The organism is Microbispora sp. NBC_01389 (assembly GCF_045040095.1).
In the GTDB taxonomy this organism is placed as follows: Bacteria; Actinomycetota; Actinomycetes; order Streptosporangiales; family Streptosporangiaceae; genus Microbispora.
The window spans coordinates 2,349,938-2,369,985 of sequence record NZ_CP109552.1; the positions used below are offsets into that span (position 1 = coordinate 2,349,938).

The window sequence follows — 20,048 nt, forward strand, 5'->3', positions numbered from 1 at the left end:
GGTGGACCGGGGTGCGGCTCCATCAGGCGTTATCGGCGGGCGCCGCCCGTGACGGCGAGAGGATTGGTCTGAAACTTTCGTGGAGGGCTTGACACGTTTCGGCATGGTTTCCAAACTGTGTCCCGAGGCGGTTTCCTCCTGCCATGTGGTGGTGCGCGGTGAGGACCGCAGTTCCCGACGCCCTAGTGGTGTGCGTTCCCTGATCACGGGACGCGGCGTCGATCGCGTGGGAGACCACGCGTGTCCGCTTTTCCGTGATTCAGTCTGGAGCACTCTCTCATGGGCACCAAAGCCTTACTTCCGTCGCGGCCTTCCAGGAGCCCGCGAGCGCTGATCGCCGCCGCCGTCGGCGTACTCGGCGTGGTCGCCGCGGTGACGGTGTCGACCACGCCGGCCGGCGCGGCGGCGAGCACGCTGGGCGCGGCGGCCGCGCAGAGCGGCCGTTACTTCGGCACCGCCATCGCCGCCGGCCGGCTCGGCGACTCGGCCTACACGACCATCGCGAACCGCGAGTTCAACATGGTCACGCCCGAGAACGAGATGAAGCCCGACGCGACCGAGCCGAACCGCGGTCAGTTCAACTTCACCAACGGCGACCGGGTCTACAACTGGGCGGTGCAGAACGGCAAGCGGGTGCGGGGCCACACGCTGGCCTGGCACTCCCAGCAGCCGGGCTGGATGCAGTCGCTGTCGGGCAGCTCGCTCCGTCAGGCGATGATCGACCACATCAACGGGGTCATGGCCCACTACAAGGGCAAGATCTACGCCTGGGACGTCGTCAACGAGGCCTTCGCCGACGGCAACAGCGGCGGCCGTCGTGACTCCAACCTGCAGCGGACCGGCAACGACTGGATCGAGGTGGCCTTCCGCACCGCGCGGGCCGCCGACCCGGCCGCCAAGCTCTGCTACAACGACTACAACATCGACAACTGGACCTGGGCCAAGACGCAGGGCGTCTACAACATGGTCAAGGACTTCAAGTCGCGCGGCGTGCCGATCGACTGCGTCGGCCTGCAGTCGCACTTCAACAGCGGCAGCGCGTACAACAGCAACTACCGCACCACGATCTCCAGCTTCGCCGCCCTCGGGGTGGACGTGCAGATCACGGAGCTGGACATCCAGGGCGCCTCGGCCACGACCTACGCCGCCGTGGTGAACGACTGCCTGGCAGTGTCGCGCTGCGCCGGCCTCACCACGTGGGGCGTGCGCGACCAGGACTCCTGGCGGTCGGGCGACACCCCGCTGCTGTTCAGCGGCAACAACAAGAAGCCCGCCTACGACGCGGTCCTCAACGCCCTGAACAACGCCGGCCCCGGCCCGACCAACACTCCCACCGTCACTCCGACGGTGACCCCCACGGTGACGCCGACGGTGACCCCGACCGTCACGCCCACGAACTCGCCCACCCCGCCCCCGTCCGGGGCCTGCTCGGCGACGATCGCGACCATCAGCAGCTGGCCGGGCGGTTTCCAGTCCGAGGTCACGGTGCGCGCGGGCAGCGCGCCGGTCAACGGCTGGACCGTGAAGTGGACCTGGCCGAGCGGCCAGAGCATCAGCAGCCTGTGGAACGGCCAGCAGAGCACGTCCGGTTCCTCGGTGACCGTCCGCAACGAGTCCTACAACGGCTCGATCGCGGCGGGCGGCTCCACGACCTTCGGCTTCACCGCCAACGGCAACGCGGCGACCCCCACCGCCACCTGCACCAGCCCCTGACGGCGGCCGAACATGACGATTAGGAGAATTCAGATGCATCTGCCCTGGCGAGCGCGTTCATCGCGCCTCTCCGCCGGCCCGACCGCGGCTCCGGCCCGGCGTACCTCGCGCCGCGGCCTCGCGATCGGCGCCATCACGGCCCTGCTGGGCGGCGGAGCCGGCCTGGTGGCCACACAGCCCGCCCAGGCCGCCGTGGCCTGCCGGGTCGACTACGCCATCTCCTCGCAGTGGGGTGGCGGGTTCGGTGCCAGCGTCACCATCAACAACCTCGGTGACGCGGTCAACGGCTGGCAGCTGACCTGGTCCTTCGGCGCCGGTCAGCAGATCACCCAGATCTGGAACGCGACCAACACCCAGTCCGGCTCGTCGGTGACCGCCACCAACGTCTCCTACAACGCCTCCATCCCCTCCGGCGGGAGCACCAACTTCGGGTTCAACGGCTCCTGGAACAGCAGCAACCCGGTGCCCACCTCGTTCTCCCTGAACGGCGTGGCCTGCACCGGCAGCCCGGGCACGCCCAGTGCCACTCCCAGCTCCACCCCGACGCAGTCGCCCAGCTCGACACCGACGCGTTCTCCCTCCCCGTCGCCGACCCCGACGGTGACGCCGACCGGCACGTGCAACCTGCCGTCGTCCTACCGCTGGACCTCGACGGGCTCACTGGCGAATCCGGCTTCGGGCTGGGTCGCGCTCAAGGACTTCACCAACGTCGTCTACAACGGCAAGCACATCGTCTACGCGACGACCCACGACAACGGGTCGAGCTGGGGCTCGATGGCCTTCAGCCCGTTCACGAACTGGTCCGACATGGCCTCGGCCACCCAGACCAAGATGAACTCCTCCACGGTCGCGCCGACGCTGTTCTACTTCGCGCCGAAGAACATCTGGGTGCTCACCTACCAGTGGGGCGGGACCGCCTTCTCCTACCGCACCTCCAGCGACCCCACCAACCCCAACGGCTGGTCGTCGCAGCAGACCCTGTCCACCGCGAGCATCTCCGGCTCCGGCACCGGCCCGATCGACCAGACGCTGATCGGTGACGGCCAGAACATGTACCTGTTCTTCGCCGGGGACAACGGCAAGATCTACCGGTCGAGCATGCCCATCGGGAACTTCCCGGGCAACTTCGGCTCGAACTACACCCAGATCATGAGCGACTCGACCAACAACCTGTTCGAGGGCGTCGAGGTCTACAAGCTGCAGAACCAGAACAAGTACCTCATGCTCGTCGAGGCGATCGGCTCGCAGGGCCGCTACTTCCGCTCGTTCACGGCCGACAGCCTGAGCGGTTCGTGGACGCCGAACGCCGCCAGCGAGAGCAACCCGTTCGCCGGCAAGGCCAACAGCGGCGCCACCTGGACCAACGACATCAGCCACGGTGACCTGGTCCGCAACAACCCCGACCAGACCAAGACCGTCGACCCCTGCAACCTGCAGCTGCTCTACCAGGGCCGCAGCCCCAGCTCCGGCGGCGACTACGGTCTCCTGCCCTACCGCCCGGGCGTCCTGACCCTGCAGCGCTAGGCATGACACAGGTAAGGCATGACACAGGTCCCGCCCGTACGTCCTGACGTCTGAGGGTGGACCCGAAAGAGGCGGGTTCGGCTTCGCGCCGAGCCCGCCTCAGTCTGTCGCCGTTCGGGTCGAGCGGATCTGGACTGTCTGCGCGCCTGCCTTGCTCAGCGACAGGCGAGTCAGTCGTCGAACTCGAAACCGTCCGCCTCGGCGGCCGCCACGAGCCGCCGCAGGACGAGGCACCTGCGCGGCGCCGGGACTACTCGGCGTAGGGCTGGTCCTGTCCCTGGGCGCTGTAACCGAGGCTCCAGATGTAGCCGTCCGGGTCGGCGAAGGTGCCGCCGTAGCCGCCCCACGGCAGCGCGCCGGCGGGCTTGAGGATCGTGGCGCCGGCCTTCTCGGCCTCTGCCATGATCTCGTCGACCCGCGCCTCACTGCGGACGACGTAGGTGAGGACGAGCCCGCCGAAGCCGCTGCCGTCCCTGCTCGTTCCGACCATGTCGGCCAGGCCGTCGCGGCCGTAGAAGCCGACTGGCGAAGCCCCGTCCGACTCGAAGAACACCGAGACGCCGAAGTCGTTTTTGATCTTCCAGCCGAGCCCCTCGGTGTAGAACCGCTTGGCCCGGTCCATGTCACGGACACCGAGGAGGATCGAGCTGACGTGCGCTTTCATGTCTTGGCTCCTTGTACTTCAGAGGTCGTGCTCGTGAAGCCCACGCTACGAGCGGCTCCGGGTCCGGCGCTTCTCGATTCGTGACCGATGTCAGCCGGGAAATCGGCCCTGGGAAGTATCGGAACGCAGCTTCGCGCGAGCGAGTCCAGAGGCCGAGGTCGGCGTGCCTTATCGAGCGGCTCCCTCAGCCACGGCGAGCAGCTCGTCCACCGCCTTCCGGTCGGGCAGTGAGGGGCTCGCGCCGGGCAGCGTGGTCGCCAGGGCTCCTGCGGCCATTCCCCGGCGGATGGCGGTGGCGGTGTCGAGGCCCGCCGCGAGGGCCGCGCCCAGGGAGCCGGTGAAGGCGTCGCCCGCGGCGGTGGTGTCCACGGGGGTGACCGGGTAGGCGGGGAAGTGCCGTGTGCGTTCCGGGGTGACCGACAGGGCGCCCGCTGATCCGAGCGTGATGAGCGCGTGCCGCACGCCGCGCTCGAGGAACCAGGCCGCGGCCCGCTCGGCCGACTCGACGTCGACGACCTCCAGGCCAGCCAGCGCCCCGGCCTCGCTCTCGTTGGGGGTGACGACGGCGACGTGCGGCCAGACGCGGTCGGGCAGCGGCTGCGCGGGCGCGGGATCGAGCACCACGGTCAGGCCGGCCCGCGCACCCGTCTCGGCCGCGTGACAGGCGACCTCCGCAGGGATTTCGAGCTGGAGGAGAAGCACGCTCGCCTTGCCGCGCACGGCCCGGATGCTCTCGTCCACCATCTCGGCGCTGAGGTCCGCGTTGGCGAGAGGGGCCATGACGATGTCGTTCTCACCCGACGCGTCCACCCTGATGTGCGCGACGCCCGTACGGTTGCCGACGGAGCGGACCTCCGTCAACGCCACGCCGTGGGAGCGCAGCGCCGACGAGACGATCCCGCCGAACGGGTCCGTGCCGACGCAGCCGACCAGCCAGGTGGGCGCTCCCGCACGCGCGGCGGCGACCGCCTGGTTCGCGCCCTTCCCGCCGAGGACCACGGCGACGTCGTCGCCGAGGACTGTCTCTCCCCGGTGCGGGAAGCGGCGGGTGAAGGCGGTGACATCCGCGGAGATGCTCCCGACGACGACGACACCGTGCGGTTCCATGACGTTTCTCCTGTTTCGAGCTGTCAGTGCTGAGGTCGCGGCGTTCGGCCGCCGCGGGGGCGGCTGGCGAGCGGTGAGCGGCCGGCACGCGCCGCCGGCCCCGTCCGGCCGCGCGCTCCCGCCGGCTCTCCGGCCCTCAGGAGGCCCGGCCGAGCGCCTCGATCGCGCCGATCATGAGATCCCAGAACCGGTCGCGGTCCAGCCCGATCCCGACGTTCGCGTTGGGCTCCCAGTCCATCCGGCGGTGGAGGTCGGCCACGGTCGCTCCCCGGGTGTGCGGGCCGTCCAGCTCGATCCGCAGGCCCACCCGCTCGTACGTCAGGACCGTGGGATCGATCAGGTACGCCACCGTGATCGGGTCGTGCAGCGGCGGAGCGGGGAACCCCCAGGTCTCGTGATAGGTGGAGCCGAAGAACGTGAGCAGTTCCACGCAGACGCGGGCGAGCGGGGTGCCGAGCGCCTCGATCCTGGCGAGCACATCGGCGGTCACCAGCGCCTGGTGGCTGACGTTGAGCCCGACCCACGTCGTCGGCACCCCGCTGTCCAGCACCTCCGCCGCCGCCTCCGGGTCGGCGTACACGTTGAACTCCGCGTACGGCGTGTGGTTGCCGCGATCGGTCGAGCCGCCCATGATCACGATTTCCCTGATCCGCTCGCGGTCCTCGGGGTGACGGCGGAGCAGTGTGGCGATGTTCGTCAGCGGGCCGATGGCCACCACAGTCACCGGCTCGGCGGCGGCCGCCAGCGTGTCGTGGATGAGGTCCACGCCGTGGCGGGGGTCGAGCGGGACGCTCGGCTCCCCGAACGCCGGGCCGTCCAGGCCGCTCTCCCCGTGCACGTAGTCGCCGATCTCCAGCGGCGCCGCGAGGGGACGGTCGCAGCCGGCGGCGACCGGAACGCCGGTGACGCCGGCCAGGCTCAGCATCCGCCGGGCGTTGAGCGCGGTCTTCTCCACCGTCTGGTTCCCCGCGACCGTCGCGACCGCGCGCAGGTCGATCGCCGGGTGGGCCACCGCGAGCAGGATGGCCATGGCGTCGTCGTGCCCGGGGTCGCAGTCGAGGATCACCGGGATCGGCATGTCAGATCTCCTTCGCGAGCCAGCGGACCGCCCGCGTGAACAGCGTGCGGTAGCCGTCCCAGGAGACGAACTCGTCCGGGCACCAGTGCGGCGCGATGTCGGAGGCCCAGGCGAGCGTGCGCCCGGCTCCGGCCTGCCGTACGGCGAGCAGGGGGTCGCCGGCGACGGTCGCGAGCAGCGTGGCGTCCTCGGGCAGCGCGAACCGGTTGTACCCGAGCAGGTCGGGCCACCGGGCGGGGAGTCCGGCCACGATGGGGTGGGCGTCGTCGGCGAGCAGGCCGGGCACGCCCTGCGGGGTCTCGACGCGGTCGTCGTAGCGGGAGATCCGGGCGGGGAGCACCCGTTCGACCGCCGTGCCGGCGAACGCCGCCTTCGCCTCGAAGCCCTGGAAGCTCAGGTAGCCGCCGGCCATGGCGAGGCCGCCGCCCTGCTCCACCCAGTCGGCCAGCAGGTCGATCCGGTTGACGGTCTTCTCGCTGGACAGCCAGGTGGCGGGGTGCAGCAGGATGCTGTTGGCCCCGATGTCGGAGAGCACGACCACGTCGTAGGCGGCCAGCGCCTCGGGCGTGCCGGGGAACAACGCGGGCACGTCGTGCGCGGGCAGGTGGTCGACCTCGATGCCGTCGGCGACCAGGACGTCCCGCAGCGGATCGATTCCGGTGTGGTAGGTGGTCGAGGTGAACGCGTCGAAGCCCTTGTAGTGGGTCGACACGCTCACCCACGATTCGCCGGCGACCAGCACGCGGGTCATGGAAATCGTCTCCTTCTTTCTCTGTGTGTCTGATCAGTGGCCGCGCGCGGCGGCGAGGAAGAGCTCGCGCGGGTTGTCCGCGAGCAGCCGGGTGGTGTCGTCGGCGGTCAGCCCGTGCCGGTGCAGGCGCGGGACGAAGTGGGTGAGGATGTGGGCGTAGCCGGTGCCGCCATAGCGGACGAGCATGGTCTTCAGGAACACGTCCTGGGAGAGCAGGACCCGGTGCCCGAGCCCGGCGCGGACCAGCCAGGCCACCGCGGCGGCGTTCTCCTCGTCGCACGGGGACTGGCCCTCGCCCGGATAGAGGTAGTCCATGCCGCACATGTCGTAGCCGAGGTAGGCACCGCGCAGGGCGAGGGACACCTGGTAGTCGCGGTCCGCCCCGCTGGGGTTGAGGTGCGAGAGCACGGTGCCGCCGAGCAGGCCGCCCTCCTCGGCTACGACGTCGAGCACGCGGTGGCCGTGCCGCACCCAGCCGGGGAGGTGGACCGAGAGCGGCACGCCGGTGCGGGCCTGTGCCCGGGCCGCGCCGCGCAGCACCTTCTCCTCCTCGGCCGTGAAGTCCGGCGAGACGCCGATCTCGCCGATCACGCCGGCCCGAACGCCGTCCACGCCCCCGTCGACGCCTTCGGTGAGGTCGCGCTCGATCTCGTCGGCGACGTCGGCCGCGGTCATCGAGCGGACCCGGGCGGGGTGGGTCTTCTCCAGGTAGAAGCCACAGCCCATGACGACGTTCAGCCCGGTGGCTCGGGCGATCGCGACCAGCTCGGCGGGCGCCCGTCCGATCCCCTCGGGGGTCACCTCGAGCAGCGTGCGCCCGCCGCGCTCGGCGAACCTGCGCACCTCCTCGATCGCGGTCCCCGTGTCGTCCAGCGACACGTTGTCCCGGGAGAGGTACGGGTCGTGGCGGAGCCTGCCGAGGAACTCCATCCGCACGCGGTCGCGGCCGATCAGCTCACCCTCGGCGTCGCCCTCCGGCGCGGGGCGCCAGGCGCGGGCGCCGTCGTTGCGCAGGTGCTCGTGGCAGAGCGTGATCCCGAGGTCGTCGGCGGACACCGGGCCGAGCACGGTCGTCACGGCCGGAGGCCGGGCTGAGGACGTCATTTCCGGATCGCTCCGAACTTCGCCCACACCTTGCTGTTGGCGAAGATGGCCAGCAGCAGGATGCCGCCCTGGACGATCTGCACGTAGAACGGCGAGACGTGCAGCAGCACCAGGCCGTTGGCGATCACCCCGAGCGTGAGCGCGCCGAGGATCGTGCCGAGCATGCTCGCCCGGCCGCCGAAGAGGCTGGTGCCGCCGAGCACGACGGCCGTGATGACCTCCAGCTCGAAGCCGGACCCGGCGTTGGACGAGCCGGAGCTGAGGCGGGTGGCGATGAGCACGCCCGCGACCGCCGCCGCCAGGCCGGCGAGCACGTAGACGGTCAGCCCGACCTTCCGCGTGTTCACGCCGGTGCGGCGCAGCGACTCGCCGTTGGAGCCGAGACCGATGACGTAACGGCCGAACGGCGTCCGGGTGAGGACGAGCCAGCCGATCAGCGCGACGACCACGGCGATGATGGCCGGGACGGGCACCCCGGCGATGCGGCCCTGGCCGATCTGGACGATCCAGAGATCTCCGCTGATGGGGGTCGAGTAGCCCTCGGTGGCGCGCAGCGCCGTACCCCGCATGATCGACAACATCGCGAGCGTGACGATGAACGGCGGGATGTTCTGGTAGGAGGAGAACCACCCGTTCACGAACCCGATCAGGGCGCCGAGCGCGAGGATCGCGACCAGGGCGAGGGTGGGGTTCCACCCATGCTGCAGCACGATCGCGAGCAGCGACCCGGTCAGCGCGACCGTGGAGCCGACCGACAGGTCGATGCCGGACGTGCTGATCACGAAGGTCATCGCGGTCGCGACGACCAGCGTGGGCGCGATCTGCCGCAACAGGTTGAGCAGGTTGCCCGTCGTGGCGAACCGGTCGGCGGAGAACGCGAAGAAGATGAGTAGGACGACCAGCACGGCCGCGATCGCGATCGTCTGCGCGTGCCGGCCGATGTGGGCGTTGGCCCGGGCCGACCTGGTGGTGACGACCCGCTGGCTGGTTCCGGTCCCGGTGGCGGTCACCGTCGCCTCCCCTCCTTCTCTCCCTCGTCGTGGGCGACGATCTCGGACACGAGCCGTTCGAGGCTGGTGCTCCGGGCGTCGAGGTCGGCCCTGAGCGTGCCCTCGTACATGACGCACAGCCGGTCGCAGACCCGGAAGAGGTCCTGCAGACGGTGCGTGATGAGGATCACCGAGACGCCCTGGGCCGAGACCGTCCTGATCAGTTCGAGGACGGTCTCGACCTCGGCGACGGCGAGCGCCGCCGTCGGCTCGTCGAGGATGAGCAGCTTGGGCCCGAAGGTCACCGCCCGGGCGATGGCGACCGCCTGCCGCTGGCCGCCGGACAGCCCTCCGACGGGGATGTCCGTCAGCGGGATCCGGATGTTCAGGGCGTCGAGGTGCCGACGGGCGTCCGCGTGCATCTTGCGAAGGTCGAGCATCATCCCGCCGGCCTTGCGCGGCTCCCTGCCGAGGAACAGGTTCCCGGCCACGTCGATGTCGTCGCAGAGCGCGAGGTCCTGGTAGACCATCTCGATGCCCAGCTCGCGGGCGTCCTTCGGGGTGGCGAAGGCGACCGGCCGGCCGTCGAAGACGACCTCGCCGGAGTCCGGCACGACCGCGCCGGCCAGCACCTTCATGAGGGTGGACTTGCCGGCCGCGTTGTCGCCGACGAGCCCCACCACCTCTCCAGGGCCGACGCGCAGCGTCACGCCACGCAGCGCGTCGACCATTCCGTAGCGCTTGCGGATGTCGCGCATGACCACCCGATCAACGCGACCCGCCTCTTGGTCCGTCATGCGAGTCCCTTCGCCGCTCACTTGAACGTGGCGCGGTACGGGTCGACGTTGTCCTTGGTCACGATCGTCACGGGCACGTCGATCTTCTTCTTCGCCTGGGCGCCGCCGACCAGGGCCTGGGCCTCCTTGACGGCCTCGTAGCCCTCGGTCTTCGGGTCCTGCTGGACCACCCCGGCGACGAACCCCTCGTCGATGCCGTTGACGGCCTCCTTGGTCAGGTCCCAGCCGAAGACCTTGACCCGGTCGGCCGCGTTCTGCGACTTCACCGCGGCGACCGTGCCGAGCAGGGCCGGCTCGCCCGTGGCGTACACGATGTTCATGTCGGAGCGGGAGGTGAGCAGGTTCTCCGCGGCCGTCATCGCGGCCTCCTGCTTGTTCTGCCCGTCGACGGTCTGCACGATCTTGGCGCCCGCGCCCTCGACGGTCTTGTTGAAGTCGTCCTTGCGGATGTTCTGGATGAAGGAGTTCAGCGCGCCCACCACGCCGATCTTCGGTGCGGTCAGACCCTGCGCCTGGGCCCACTTGTTGACGAAGTCGCCCGCCTGCCGGGCCGCCGCGGCGTTGTCCACGCCCACCTGGGTGTCCACGGCGGGCGAGTCGACGATCGCGTCCACGGCGACGACCTTCAGCCCGGCGTCCTTGGCGATCTTCACGGCGGGCTTGATGCCCTCGACGTCGATGGCGACCACGATGACCGCGTCGAACTGCTGCTGGACGAAGTTGTCGATGGCCTCGTTCTGCTTGGCCGGGTCGTCGTTGGCGTTGAAGATCGTGAGATCGACGTTCGCCTCCTTCGCCGCCTGCTGGGCGCCGGCGTTCATCTCGTTGAAGAAGATCGCCTGCTGGTTGATCTGCACCAGCCCGACCCGCGGCCGGTCCCCGCCCGAGCCCCCGGAAGAGCCGGAGTCGTCTGAACCGCCACAGGCCGCCGCCAGCAGGCCGGTGGCCAGGATCGTCGTCGCCGCTGTCAGGCGGATGAGCCTCGTGGATCGCGCCATGAGAGATGAGCCTTTCGGGGGACCGGGAAGGAGTGAGATCGATTGGGTAATCGATTACCCGAGTTTCGGGCATGCTAGTGGGCCTAAAAAAGCACGTCAAGGGTGCGTTTTCCTCACAGAACCTCTATCGTTCCGTGTGATCCTGGCATCGCAACGCTCGGCAAGGTCGATTGTTGGCAAAGATCAAGGGAAATCGATTACACGATGGGCGTGACGATTCACGACGTGGCACGAGCGGCCGGCGTCTCCGTGGCCTCGGCCTCCCGTGCCCTCTCGGGGCGGCGCAAGGTCACGCCCGAGGTCGGCGAGCGGGTGGCGCGCGCCGCCGCCGAACTCGGTTACCAGCCGAACGCGGTCGCCAAGGCGCTGCGCGACCAGACCACCGGCACCATCGGCATGGTCGTGCCGGGCATCGGCAACCCGTTCTTCACCACGATCGTGGAGGCCGTGGAGCGCGAGCTGCAGAACTCCGGCACAGACCTGCTGCTGTGCGCGTCCCAGTACAGTCCGGAGGTCGAGGCGCGCAGGCTGGAGACCCTGCTGGCCCGGCGCGTGGACGGGTTGATCATCAGCCCGTGCGACATCGAGGCCAGCGTCCCCGCGGTGCTGGACGCGGCCCGCCGGGTGCCGCTGGTGCAGGTCGACCGTTACATCGAGGGCGGCGGGGCCGACTGGGTGGGCGTGGACGACGAGGCCGGGGTCACCCTGGCGGCCGAGCACGTGATCGCGGGCGGGGCCCGCTCGGTGGTCTTCGCGGGCAGCCGGCTGGTGAGCAGCTCCGCCCGGTTGCGGCTCAGCGGGTTCGAACGCACCGCGGCGCGGGCCGGTATGGAGATCCTGCCGCCGTTGCTGGGTGAGTTCACCCTCGAATGGGGCGTCGAGGCCGGGCGAAGGCTGCTCGACGCCGGCCGGCTGCCGGACGCGGTCGTCTGCGCGAACGACGAGATCGCCGTGGGCCTGATGCGGTCGCTGCGGTTCGGCGGGGCGCGCGTCCCCGAGGATGTGGCCGTGGTGGGGTTCGACGACGTGGGACATGCGACGATGTGCGACCCGCCGCTCAGCACCGTGCGCCAGCCGGTGGAGGAGATGGCGGCGGAGGCCGTGCGCCTGCTCGGGCAGGTCAAGGCAGGCGACCCCCGGCCCGCGCAGCGCATCGCCATCGCTCCCCGGCTCGTCGTACGGCAGACCAGCCGGCCGATGGCGGCCGGCGTCGCAGAGTAAGAGAGAGAAGGAGGCCGCGTGAACGAGGCGGTCGAGCTGACACGCGAGCTGATCAGGATCGACTCGGTGGGCGGGGGCGAGGTCGCGGTGGCCGGCCCGCTCGCGAGACGGCTGTCGGACGCCGGTTTCGCGGTGCGGACGCACGAGCACGCGCCCGGCCGCACCGGGCTGATCGCCCGCTGGGGGGCGGGCGAACCGGTGACGCTGACCGGGCACCTCGACACGGTGCCTCTGGGCGGGCAGGCGTGGCGGCACGCGCCGCACGGCGCGGAGATCGACGGCGACCGCCTGTACGGGCGCGGTTCGAGCGACATGAAGGCCGGCGTCGCCGCGCTGGTGGTCGCCGCCGAGCGGCACGTGCGCCGCGCCGGGCCGAAGGTCGCCCTGGAGATGGTCTTCACCGTGGGCGAGGAGACCGGCTGCGAGGGCGCGGCCGGCATGGTGTCCGAGGGCCTGGTGAGCAGGTCGCGCGCCCTGCTGGTGGCCGAGCCGACCGCCAACCGGGTGCTGCTCGGGCACAAGGGCGCGCTCTGGCTGGAGGCGACCACGCGAGGCACGACGGCGCACGGCTCGATGCCGCACCTCGGCGACAACGCGATCTACAAACTCGCCCGCGTGATCGGCGTCGTCGAGAAGTTCGACCCCGGGGTGCCGGAACACCCCTGGCTCGGCCCGTCCACCGTGAACGTGGGAACCGTGCGCGGCGGGATCAACGTGAACTCCGTGCCCGACCTGGCCGCCGCGACCATCGACCTGCGCACCGTCGCCGGTCAGGACCACGGACGGCTCCGCGAGCGGTTGCAGGCCGCGCTCGGCGGCGAGGCGACCCTCGACGTGCTCGTGGACCTGCCCGCGATCTGGACGGACCCGGACGATCCCTTCGTCCGGGCCCTGGTCGAGGCGGGAGCGGGTGCGCCCGGCGACCGCCCGGCCGCCAGCTACTTCACCGACGCCTCGATCCTCGCCGCCGCCTGTGGCGGGGCGCCCACGGTCGTGTGCGGCCCGGGTGAGCCCGAGCAGGCGCACGTCACCGACGAGTACTGCTTGGTCCACCGAATCGAGGAAGCCGTCGAGATCTACACCGCCGCCCTCGCGCGGTTCGCCTGATCGTGTGACGGCCCCCGGCGACCAGCCGGGCGGCGGCGCCGTGGGCGTACTGGAGGGGACTGCGCAAGCTGGCGATCGACGGGTTCAACCATGAACGTGCAGGCCACCGAGAAGAACGACGCGGAGTTCGGCCGCCCGTCGAATGAGAAACCGTCGTGTGCGGTCGGTCTCGGTCCGCCACGGAGCTTTCCGCGTGCGGTTCACCCGCCCACGACGCGCTTGAGGATGCTCACGAACAGCGGAGCGAGTACGGCGATCGCGTAGCCGGGTTAAGGCAGGTAGGCGGTGTAGCCGGTGCCCCGGAGCCGGTGGGCCCTCCACGCGTGGGCGTAGCCGGGAGGTGGGGAGCTTCTGTCGGCGAGCGCCGCGGTGGGTTCGGTCGCGGCGCGGCGCTGCAGGGCGGCTTCCGCGACGACGACCCGGCCGGGGGCCGGGCGGACGGCCCAGGGGAGACGCCTGGCGCAGCCTCAACGGGCCCCTGCTGTGCCGCCCCTGCACGGTCCCGCTGACGCACCCGGCGCCCACGCTGTGGTGGCTGGTCCTTCCCGTGCTCGCGCTGACGGCCTGCGCGGCGGCCCTGCGCACCGGGCGGGCGGCCGAGACCGTGCAGCAGGCCCATGCCGCCTTCGGTGGCGCTGGAGGCGTGCAGCCGGGCGCCGACGCCGCCCCACCGCACGTACGCCTCGGCGACCCATTGGGCGGCGCCCGCGGCGAGCCCGCCCGCGACGGCGAGGGCGGGGGCCGGGCGCCGCCAGGCGGGCACCACGCCGCAGGCGGCCAGCAGCGGCGCCGCGAGCCAGACGCCGTCGGAGAACCGGAAGAGGGTGGCCGCCGCGACGGCGCCGCCCAGGCCGAGGAGCACGTCCCAGGAGGCGCCGGGCCGCTGGGCGCGCAGGAACCAGCCGGTCGCCGCCACCGCCGACAGCGCCACCCACAGGTTGGGCATGGCCTGGGGGCCGTACAGCACGGTGACCCACAGGCCCGCGAACAGCAGGGCGGCGAGCGCGGTCCGGCCGGGCCCGAGCAGCGGACGCCAGACGCGGTACGCCACATAGAGCGCGACGGCCGACAGCACCGCCAGCACGATCCTGATCACCGGCGTGGAGCCGGTGACGGCCAGCACGGGAGCCGCCAGGAAGCTGATCCCCCGCGAACGCGGCGCGCTGAAGTAGGCGGCCGGATTGCGTGGATCGACCTGGGACAGATACACCGTCTCGTCCCAGCCGAGCCCGAGGAGAGGCGTGACGAGGGCCAGCTGGGCCGCCGCGTACCCCGCGGCCACCAGGGCGAGCCACGGGAACCGCGCGCTCGGACGGCTCCGCGCTTCCTTCCGCCGGACGGCCACGTCCGCGGTCATGCGTTGATCACTCCGGCGCCCAGCAGCGCGAACAGCAGCACCCCGACGACGATCCGGTAGATCACGAAGGCGTTGAACGAGTGCCTGGCGACGTACCGAAGCAGCCAGGCGATGGAGGCGTAGGCGACGACGAAGGACACCGCAGTGCCCACCACGAGCGGTGCGACGCCGACCCCCGCGCCGACGGCGTCCTTGAGCTCATACAGGCCGGCCCCCGTCAGGGCGGGGATGCCGAGCAGGAATGACAACCGGGTGGCCGCGACCCGGTCTAGGTCCAGGAGAAGGGCGGTGGACATCGTCGCCCCGGAGCGGGAGAAGCCGGGGAACAGCAGGGCGAGAATCTGCGAGGAGCCCACCAGCATGGCGTCCTTCAGGCCGATGTCGGCCTCGCCGCGCTTGTGGCGGCCCATCCGGTCGGCGAGCCACATCACCGCGCTGCCGGCCAGCAGGGAGCCGGCCACCACCCACAGCGAGGCGAGCGGGCCCTTGATGAGCGGCTTGGCGGCAAGCCCCACGACCACGATTGGGATCGTGGCGTAGACGACCCACCAGGCGAAGGCGTAGTCGTGGTTCTGCCGCTCCGCGGGCCGGAACAGGCCGCGAAACCAGGCGGAGACGATGCGGACGATGTCGGGGAAGAAGTAGACCAGCGCGGCGGCGATCGCCCCGACCTGGATCACCGCGCTGAAGGCGACCACCGCGGCGTCGCTCACGGGGACGCCCATCAGGCCCTCGGCGATCTTCAGGTGGCCGGTGGAGGAGACCGGCAGGAACTCCGTCACCCCTTCGATGACACCAAGCACCACGGCTTGCAGGACACTGATATCACTCATCGGCGGTTTGACTCTCTCTCCAGGGAGGTGCTGGGGTCGGGCAGCGCAACCGCATCGTCATGGGTCGGACTCCCGGCTGGGCTCCGCCTGCGTATGCGCACGTGGTTCACACCCGGCGATCCTTTCCCGGCCTGCCCCTGTCCTCCGGGACAGGTGCGTGGCACACTCGGAACACGGCAGCTTTTACACCGCCGTAGAAGTTCTACACGACTGTAGAAGACGGACAAGGGAAACGACAACCCATGAGCGCCACTCCACAAGGGCGAGGCCCCAGGCGCGCCAACGGCGAACGTGAGGCCGAGATCCTCGACGTACTGCTGCGAGCGGACACGGCGCTGACCCCTGGAGAGGTCGCCGAGCGTCTCGGCGGCGAGCCGACCTACAGCACCGTGGTGACCATCCTCACCCGGTTGTACGCGAAGCAGCTCCTCGTCCGGCACCCGCGCGGCAGGGCCTACGCCTACGCCCCCGTCACCGACGAGGACGGGTTCGCCGCCCGCCGCATGCGCAGCGTCCTCGAGGAACGGCCCGACCGGCAGGCCGTACTCGCCCGCTTCGCCGACGGCCTGTCCCCCTCCGACGCCGACCTCCTGCGCCGGCTTCTCGGATCCGACCCGCACCAGGACCAGTAGAGGATCCGGATGCGCATCGCCGTCTACCTTCCGCTGCTGCTGTCGCTGCTCGCTCCACTCGGCGCGCGAGTCCTGTCAGAACGGTGCGAACCCCGGCTGGCCACCTGGCTGCTCACCGTCTCGGCACTGGTGCTGGGCGCGGCGAGCACCCTGTCGCTGGGCCTGCTGGCTGTCACCGGGCTGATCCGCGTCCCCCTGCTCGCCGACCTCGGTCACTGGTCGGTCCACGCCGTCCAGCGGGATGACCCCACTTACCTGTGGGTCGCCATGATCGCGGGCCTTCTGCTCGGCGGTGCCGTACTCGCCGCCGCCCGGATGCTGTGGACCCGCGCCCGCTCCCTGGCCGCCGCGGCCCAGCAGGCCGCCTGCATGCCTGCCCACGACGGCCTGGTCGTGATCGAGGACGATACTCCCGACGCGTACGCGCTGCCGGGGCTGCCCGGACGCGTCGTGGTGTCCACCGGCATGCTGCACCTGCTGGACGACGGCGAACACGACATCCTGCTCGCCCACGAACGAGCCCACCTGGCGGCCCATCACTATCTCTTCTTCGCCCTCGCCGGGCTGGGCGCCGCCGCCAACCCCCTCCTGCGCCCGCTCGCCGCCGCCGTCACCTACACCGTCGAACGGTGGGCCGACGAACGCGCCGCCGCCGCGACCGGCGACCGCGTCCGGGTCGCCCGCACCGTCGGCAAAGCCGCCCTGGCCGCCCCTCACACCCCTGGTGGTCGTCTTCCTGGCCACGCCCTGGGCATCCTCGGCCATCGCGGCCTGCCGCGGGGCGCCGGGCCGGTGCCCCGCCGGGTCGCCGCCCTGCTCGCACCGCCCCTGCGTCACCGTCCCGAAATCGCCGTCGCCGCGGGTGCGGTGCTCGCCGTTGTCGCCTACTCCATCGCCGACGCCACCCTCGACCTGCACCTGTTGCTGGAACTCATCGGCGTGTGACGGCGGCCGTGCCGGTGAGAGGCTGAGGGCATGGCGCGGGTGCTTGTAGTGGAGGACGATCCGGTGATCGGGCCGGAGCTGGCGGCGGCGCTGACCGTCGCGGGCTACCGGACCGACCTCGCGGCCACGGGGGCGACGGCGCTTGATCTGGGCGGGTCGGTCATGCCCGATCTGGTGCTGCTGGACCTTGGGTTGCCGGACGATGACGGTGTCACCGTGTGCCGCCGGTTGCGGGCGGCTGCGCCGCAGGCGGTGATCGTGGTGCTGACGGCGCGTACCGAGGAGTTCGAGGTGGTCGTGGCGCTTGATGCGGGGGCGGACGACTATCTGACCAAGCCGTTCCGGCTGACCGAGTTGCTGGCCAGGCTACGTGCCCATCTGCGCCGCCAGGCCGCGCCTCGGGACGACGATCGGACCTTGAAGGTGGGGCGGCTCAGTCTCGACCTGCCGGCTCGCAGGGCGTACGTCGGGGGCGAGGAGGTTGCGCTGCGGCCCAAGGAGTTCGACCTGCTGGCGGCGCTGGCGTCCCGCGCCGGTGAGGTCGTCTCCCGCGAGGAGTTGATGGACGAGGTGTGGGACGTCAACTGGTTCGGGCCGACCAAGACGCTCGACGTGCATGTGTTCGCGCTGCGCCGCAAGCTCATCGATCACGGCGAGGATCCGCAGCGGATCGCTACGGTACGGGGCCGGGGCTACCGTTACGAGCTGCCGGAGACAGCAGAAGGCTGAAGACCGGCGGAACGGTCCTGCGCAGGACCAGGCGGCCCGCCTCGGCCTCGGCCAGCGAGCGGGCCAGCGCCAGGCCGATGCCGTGCCCGTCGGCCGCGCGCCGAGCGAACACGTCCACGCCTTCGGGGACTCCCGGCCCGCGGTCGGCGACCTCGATCGCGATGCCGTCGGCGAGGTCCGCCGCCTCGACGGTGACCTCGCCCTCACCGTGGGCCAGAGCGTTGTCGAGCAGCACGCGCAGGATCTGCCGTACCGCCGCGGTGGAGGCGGAGACGGGCGGCAGGTCATCCGGCACGTTGACCGTCAGACGGCGCCCCTGGGCGGCGAGCGGGCCCTGCCAGCACTCCCTGACCTCATCGAGCACGGCGGGCACGTCGAGCGGCGCCGACCCGGTACGGTTGTCACGAGTGAGCCGTACGAGGTCGTCGATCACGGTCTGCAGCCGCTCGCCTCGCCCGAGCGCGGTGTGAACGGCGTCGGTGAGGGCGGCGTCCGGCCGGGCCAGGGCCGCCTCCAGCCCGAGCATCATCCCGGTGAGCTGGGTGCGGAGCTGGTGGGAGACGTTGGCGCTGAAGGCGCGCTCGCGATCGAGCACGTCACCGAGCCGGCGGGCGGTGGCTTCCAGCGCGAGCCCGGCCTGGTCGGCCTCCCGCACATTGGATCGCGGCGCCCGGATGGTGAAGTCGCCGTCGCCGAGGGCCTGCGCGGAGCGTGTCAGATTCTCCAGCGGCGCGGCGAGCCTCGCCGACTGACGCCGTGCGAACGCGGCGGCCAACCCGATCACGAGTACGGCCAGCCCGGCCATGACGAGCCACGCGATGTGCGTCTTGCCGGCCACCGTGTCGTAGGAGGTGGCGACCCTGACGACCCCCGGCATCTCGTCGGACGGGATGGGCGCGGTGGCGATGAGGTAGCCACCCTCGACCCCCTCCCCGAGCGGCGACCGGGCAGGGCCCGAGCCGAGGAGTCGCCGCCCGTCCGTGGTGTAGACGCCGACGGTCAGGTCGCGGGGAAGACTGGTGGGGAGCGAGACCGGGGCGGCGCTGGAAAAGGTGGAGGCCACCCACGTCGCCTCCATTTCCAGTGACTCGATCGCTCCGTCGTGGTAGAGCCGGGTGACGGCCAGGGCCAGCGGCACCGCGAACAGGGAGACGGCCAGTACGGCCACGCCCGTGATCGTGGTGAGCAGACGGCTGCGCAACGACCTCATCCGCCCATGGTGGCCCCGTGAAGGTAAGCGGGGCGCTAACCGGGCGGTGGGTAACCTGCTCGTCACCATGAGTGACAGCAATCTTGTCCGGCTTCTGCTGACCAGCCAGTTCTCGATCAAGTTCGGCTTCACGCTGCTGATGCCGTACCTCGCGGGGCACCTCACGCACGGCCTCGGTCTGACCGCGTCGGCGGTGGGACTGATCCTCGGGATCCGCAACGCGAGTCAGCGCGGGCTGGCGCTGGTCGGCGGGCAGCTGGCCGACCGGTTCGGGTGCCGGGCCGCCGTCGTGACCGGGTGCGGGCTGAGGTCGGTCGGGTTCGGGCTGCTGGCGTTCGCCGACAGGGTGCCGGCGCTGGTGCTGGCCTCGGCGGCGACCGGTTTCGCGGGCGCGCTTTTCGACCCGGGCATCCGCACCATGCTGGCGACGGTCGCAGGCGACCGTAGGACCATCCTGTTCGGCCGTTTCAACGTGGCCGGGCAGGCCGGGCTGCTGCTCGGCCCGCTGGCCGGGCTGGTGCTGGCCGCGGTGGACTTCCGCATGGTGGCGCTCGCCGCCGCCGCGGTGTTCGCCGTCCTCACCATGGTCCAGGCGGTCGCGTTTCCCGCCGTCGCCGTCGCGGCCCCCGGGGAGGACCGCGCCGGATGGCGGAGGGTCCTGCGGAATCGCTGCTTCCTCGTCTTCTCCCTCGCCATGGCCGGGTCGTACCTGCTGCCGTTCCAGATCTACGTCACGGTGCCGCTGGTCATGGGCCGCACGCTCGGGCCCGAGCAGGACTTCGGGATGGGCGAGCTGTTCGCGCTGTCGGCGGTGCTGGCGATCGCGTTGCAGGGGCGGGTGGGTGCGTGGGCCGCGAAGCGGTGGTCACCGCCACACTGCCTGGCGGCCGGTCTCGTGGTGATGGCGCTGGCGTTCGTGCCTCTGGTCGCGTTTCCGCAGCCCGTCGTGCCCTCCGTACTCAACGAGGAGGTGGCCGAACATCTCGCGATGTTGCCGATGCTCGCCGGCGCGGCGCTGCTGGCCGTGGGGACGATGCTGATCTGCCCGTTCGAGATGGACGTCATCGTACGGCTGTCGCGTGGGCGTCTCGTCGCCACGCACTACGGCCTCTACTCGACCTTGTCCGGCGTCGCGACCGCCGTGGGCAACCTGCTCACCGGTCTGATGTGGGAATCCACGTACCGGTGGCTGCCGTGGACGGCCTTCGTGGCGCTGGGATGTGGGTGCGCCCTGGGAGTGGCCCTCCTCAACCGCCGACGACCGCTGACGCTGGCCTGAACGGCGCCCT

The 20,048-nt window shown here is 71.1% G+C and carries 19 protein-coding genes; 8 read left to right on the forward strand and 11 right to left on the reverse strand.

Features of this window, described 5'->3' with window-relative positions:
• The first annotated feature begins 279 nt into the window (after positions 1-279).
• Together OG344_RS10545 and OG344_RS10550 are read left to right on the forward strand one after the other, a co-directional pair.
• Positions 280-1,713 (forward strand): endo-1,4-beta-xylanase, encoded by a 1,434-nt coding sequence (locus tag OG344_RS10545; RefSeq protein ID WP_405088054.1) that lies wholly within the window; start codon positions 280-282, stop codon positions 1,711-1,713.
• 33 nt (positions 1,714-1,746) lie between these two features.
• Positions 1,747-3,237, forward strand: coding sequence for a non-reducing end alpha-L-arabinofuranosidase family hydrolase (locus OG344_RS10550; RefSeq protein WP_405088055.1), 1,491 nt, complete (start codon positions 1,747-1,749; stop codon positions 3,235-3,237).
• A gap of 250 nt (positions 3,238-3,487) precedes the next feature.
• On the opposite strand, the gene OG344_RS10555 is transcribed toward OG344_RS10550, so the two are convergent.
• From OG344_RS10555 to OG344_RS10590, 8 genes are all read right to left on the reverse strand, one after another.
• Positions 3,488-3,901 carry a VOC family protein gene (locus tag OG344_RS10555; protein ID WP_327049061.1) on the reverse strand — a complete coding sequence of 138 codons (414 nt, stop codon included), beginning with the start codon at positions 3,899-3,901 and terminating at the stop codon, positions 3,488-3,490.
• A 168-nt stretch (positions 3,902-4,069) separates the two neighbouring features.
• A complete protein-coding gene (locus OG344_RS10560; RefSeq protein WP_405088056.1) occupies positions 4,070-5,008 on the reverse strand; it encodes a ribokinase in 939 nt (312 codons plus the stop codon).
• Between the two features lie 136 nt (positions 5,009-5,144).
• Entirely contained in the window at positions 5,145-6,086 is a 942-nt protein-coding gene (locus tag OG344_RS10565) for a nucleoside hydrolase (protein ID WP_405088057.1), read from the reverse strand.
• A 1-nt stretch (position 6,087) separates the two neighbouring features.
• The gene (locus OG344_RS10570; protein WP_405088058.1) at positions 6,088-6,837 is read right to left on the reverse strand and encodes a glutamine amidotransferase; all 750 of its coding nucleotides are present in this window, start codon (positions 6,835-6,837) and stop codon (positions 6,088-6,090) included.
• Positions 6,838-6,870: 33 nt separating this feature from the next.
• Complete coding sequence (locus OG344_RS10575) at positions 6,871-7,914, reverse strand: phosphotriesterase (RefSeq protein ID WP_405088059.1); 1,044 nt, start codon at positions 7,912-7,914, stop codon at positions 6,871-6,873.
• Positions 7,915-7,937: 23 nt separating this feature from the next.
• Positions 7,938-8,951, reverse strand: a complete 1,014-nt coding sequence (locus OG344_RS10580; RefSeq protein WP_327049066.1) for an ABC transporter permease — start codon at positions 8,949-8,951, stop codon at positions 7,938-7,940.
• The gene (locus OG344_RS10585; protein WP_405088060.1) at positions 8,948-9,727 is read right to left on the reverse strand and encodes an ATP-binding cassette domain-containing protein; all 780 of its coding nucleotides are present in this window, start codon (positions 9,725-9,727) and stop codon (positions 8,948-8,950) included. The genes OG344_RS10580 and OG344_RS10585 overlap by 4 nt, the downstream gene beginning before the upstream one ends.
• A gap of 17 nt (positions 9,728-9,744) precedes the next feature.
• Positions 9,745-10,725, reverse strand: a complete 981-nt coding sequence (locus tag OG344_RS10590; protein ID WP_405088061.1) for a substrate-binding domain-containing protein — start codon at positions 10,723-10,725, stop codon at positions 9,745-9,747.
• Positions 10,726-10,929: 204 nt separating this feature from the next.
• On the opposite strand from OG344_RS10590, the gene OG344_RS10595 reads away from it, so the two are divergent.
• Both OG344_RS10595 and OG344_RS10600 read left to right on the forward strand, forming a co-directional pair.
• Positions 10,930-11,946 carry a LacI family DNA-binding transcriptional regulator gene (locus OG344_RS10595; protein WP_405088062.1) on the forward strand — a complete coding sequence of 339 codons (1,017 nt, stop codon included), beginning with the start codon at positions 10,930-10,932 and terminating at the stop codon, positions 11,944-11,946.
• 18 nt (positions 11,947-11,964) lie between these two features.
• Positions 11,965-13,053, forward strand: a complete 1,089-nt coding sequence (locus tag OG344_RS10600) for a M20 family metallopeptidase (RefSeq protein WP_405088063.1) — start codon at positions 11,965-11,967, stop codon at positions 13,051-13,053.
• Between the two features lie 229 nt (positions 13,054-13,282).
• Here OG344_RS10600 and OG344_RS10605 read toward each other — a convergent pair whose 3' ends face one another.
• Positions 13,283-14,410 carry a glycosyltransferase family 39 protein gene (locus OG344_RS10605; RefSeq protein WP_405088064.1) on the reverse strand — a complete coding sequence of 376 codons (1,128 nt, stop codon included), beginning with the start codon at positions 14,408-14,410 and terminating at the stop codon, positions 13,283-13,285.
• Positions 14,407-15,243, reverse strand: coding sequence for an undecaprenyl-diphosphate phosphatase (locus OG344_RS10610; protein ID WP_405088065.1), 837 nt, complete (start codon positions 15,241-15,243; stop codon positions 14,407-14,409). The genes OG344_RS10605 and OG344_RS10610 overlap by 4 nt, the downstream gene beginning before the upstream one ends.
• A 242-nt stretch (positions 15,244-15,485) precedes the next feature.
• Here OG344_RS10610 and OG344_RS10615 point away from each other — a divergent pair, with 242 nt between their 5' ends.
• The 3 genes from OG344_RS10615 to OG344_RS10625 are packed head-to-tail and all read left to right on the forward strand — an operon-like array spanning position 15,486 to position 17,549.
• On the forward strand, positions 15,486-15,875 hold the full coding sequence (locus tag OG344_RS10615) for a BlaI/MecI/CopY family transcriptional regulator (RefSeq protein ID WP_405088066.1): 390 nt from the start codon (positions 15,486-15,488) through the stop codon (positions 15,873-15,875).
• Positions 15,876-15,884: 9 nt separating this feature from the next.
• Positions 15,885-16,820 (forward strand): M56 family metallopeptidase, encoded by a 936-nt coding sequence (locus tag OG344_RS10620; protein WP_405088067.1) that lies wholly within the window; start codon positions 15,885-15,887, stop codon positions 16,818-16,820.
• A 30-nt stretch (positions 16,821-16,850) separates the two neighbouring features.
• A complete protein-coding gene (locus OG344_RS10625) occupies positions 16,851-17,549 on the forward strand; it encodes a response regulator transcription factor (protein ID WP_405088068.1) in 699 nt (232 codons plus the stop codon).
• Here OG344_RS10625 and OG344_RS10630 read toward each other — a convergent pair.
• Positions 17,494-18,759, reverse strand: a complete 1,266-nt coding sequence (locus OG344_RS10630; RefSeq protein ID WP_405088069.1) for an ATP-binding protein — start codon at positions 18,757-18,759, stop codon at positions 17,494-17,496. The genes OG344_RS10625 and OG344_RS10630 overlap by 56 nt on opposite strands.
• A 67-nt stretch (positions 18,760-18,826) precedes the next feature.
• Between OG344_RS10630 and OG344_RS10635 the strand changes: the two genes are divergently transcribed.
• Positions 18,827-20,038, forward strand: a complete 1,212-nt coding sequence (locus tag OG344_RS10635) for an MFS transporter (protein ID WP_405088070.1) — start codon at positions 18,827-18,829, stop codon at positions 20,036-20,038.
• Positions 20,039-20,048 lie beyond the last annotated feature (10 nt).

Bases quoted from the DNA above. Each gene is read 5' to 3' on its own strand.
- OG344_RS10585 (WP_405088060.1), bottom strand. From the start codon at position 9,727: ATGACGGACCAAGAGGCGGGTCGCGTTGATCGGGTGGTCATGCGCGAC.
- OG344_RS10625 (WP_405088068.1), top strand. From the start codon at position 16,851: ATGGCGCGGGTGCTTGTAGTGGAGGACGATCCGGTGATCGGGCCGGAG.
- OG344_RS10595 (WP_405088062.1), top strand. From the start codon at position 10,930: ATGGGCGTGACGATTCACGACGTGGCACGAGCGGCCGGCGTCTCCGTG.
- OG344_RS10630 (WP_405088069.1), bottom strand. From the start codon at position 18,759: ATGAGGTCGTTGCGCAGCCGTCTGCTCACCACGATCACGGGCGTGGCC.
- OG344_RS10615 (WP_405088066.1), top strand. From the start codon at position 15,486: ATGAGCGCCACTCCACAAGGGCGAGGCCCCAGGCGCGCCAACGGCGAA.
- OG344_RS10635 (WP_405088070.1), top strand. From the start codon at position 18,827: ATGAGTGACAGCAATCTTGTCCGGCTTCTGCTGACCAGCCAGTTCTCG.
- OG344_RS10605 (WP_405088064.1), bottom strand. From the start codon at position 14,410: ATGACCGCGGACGTGGCCGTCCGGCGGAAGGAAGCGCGGAGCCGTCCG.
- OG344_RS10560 (WP_405088056.1), bottom strand. From the start codon at position 5,008: ATGGAACCGCACGGTGTCGTCGTCGTCGGGAGCATCTCCGCGGATGTC.
- OG344_RS10565 (WP_405088057.1), bottom strand. From the start codon at position 6,086: ATGCCGATCCCGGTGATCCTCGACTGCGACCCCGGGCACGACGACGCC.
- OG344_RS10620 (WP_405088067.1), top strand. From the start codon at position 15,885: ATGCGCATCGCCGTCTACCTTCCGCTGCTGCTGTCGCTGCTCGCTCCA.
- OG344_RS10610 (WP_405088065.1), bottom strand. From the start codon at position 15,243: ATGAGTGATATCAGTGTCCTGCAAGCCGTGGTGCTTGGTGTCATCGAA.
- OG344_RS10555 (WP_327049061.1), bottom strand. From the start codon at position 3,901: ATGAAAGCGCACGTCAGCTCGATCCTCCTCGGTGTCCGTGACATGGAC.
- OG344_RS10550 (WP_405088055.1), top strand. From the start codon at position 1,747: ATGCATCTGCCCTGGCGAGCGCGTTCATCGCGCCTCTCCGCCGGCCCG.
- OG344_RS10570 (WP_405088058.1), bottom strand. From the start codon at position 6,837: ATGACCCGCGTGCTGGTCGCCGGCGAATCGTGGGTGAGCGTGTCGACC.
- OG344_RS10590 (WP_405088061.1), bottom strand. From the start codon at position 10,725: ATGGCGCGATCCACGAGGCTCATCCGCCTGACAGCGGCGACGACGATC.
- OG344_RS10545 (WP_405088054.1), top strand. From the start codon at position 280: ATGGGCACCAAAGCCTTACTTCCGTCGCGGCCTTCCAGGAGCCCGCGA.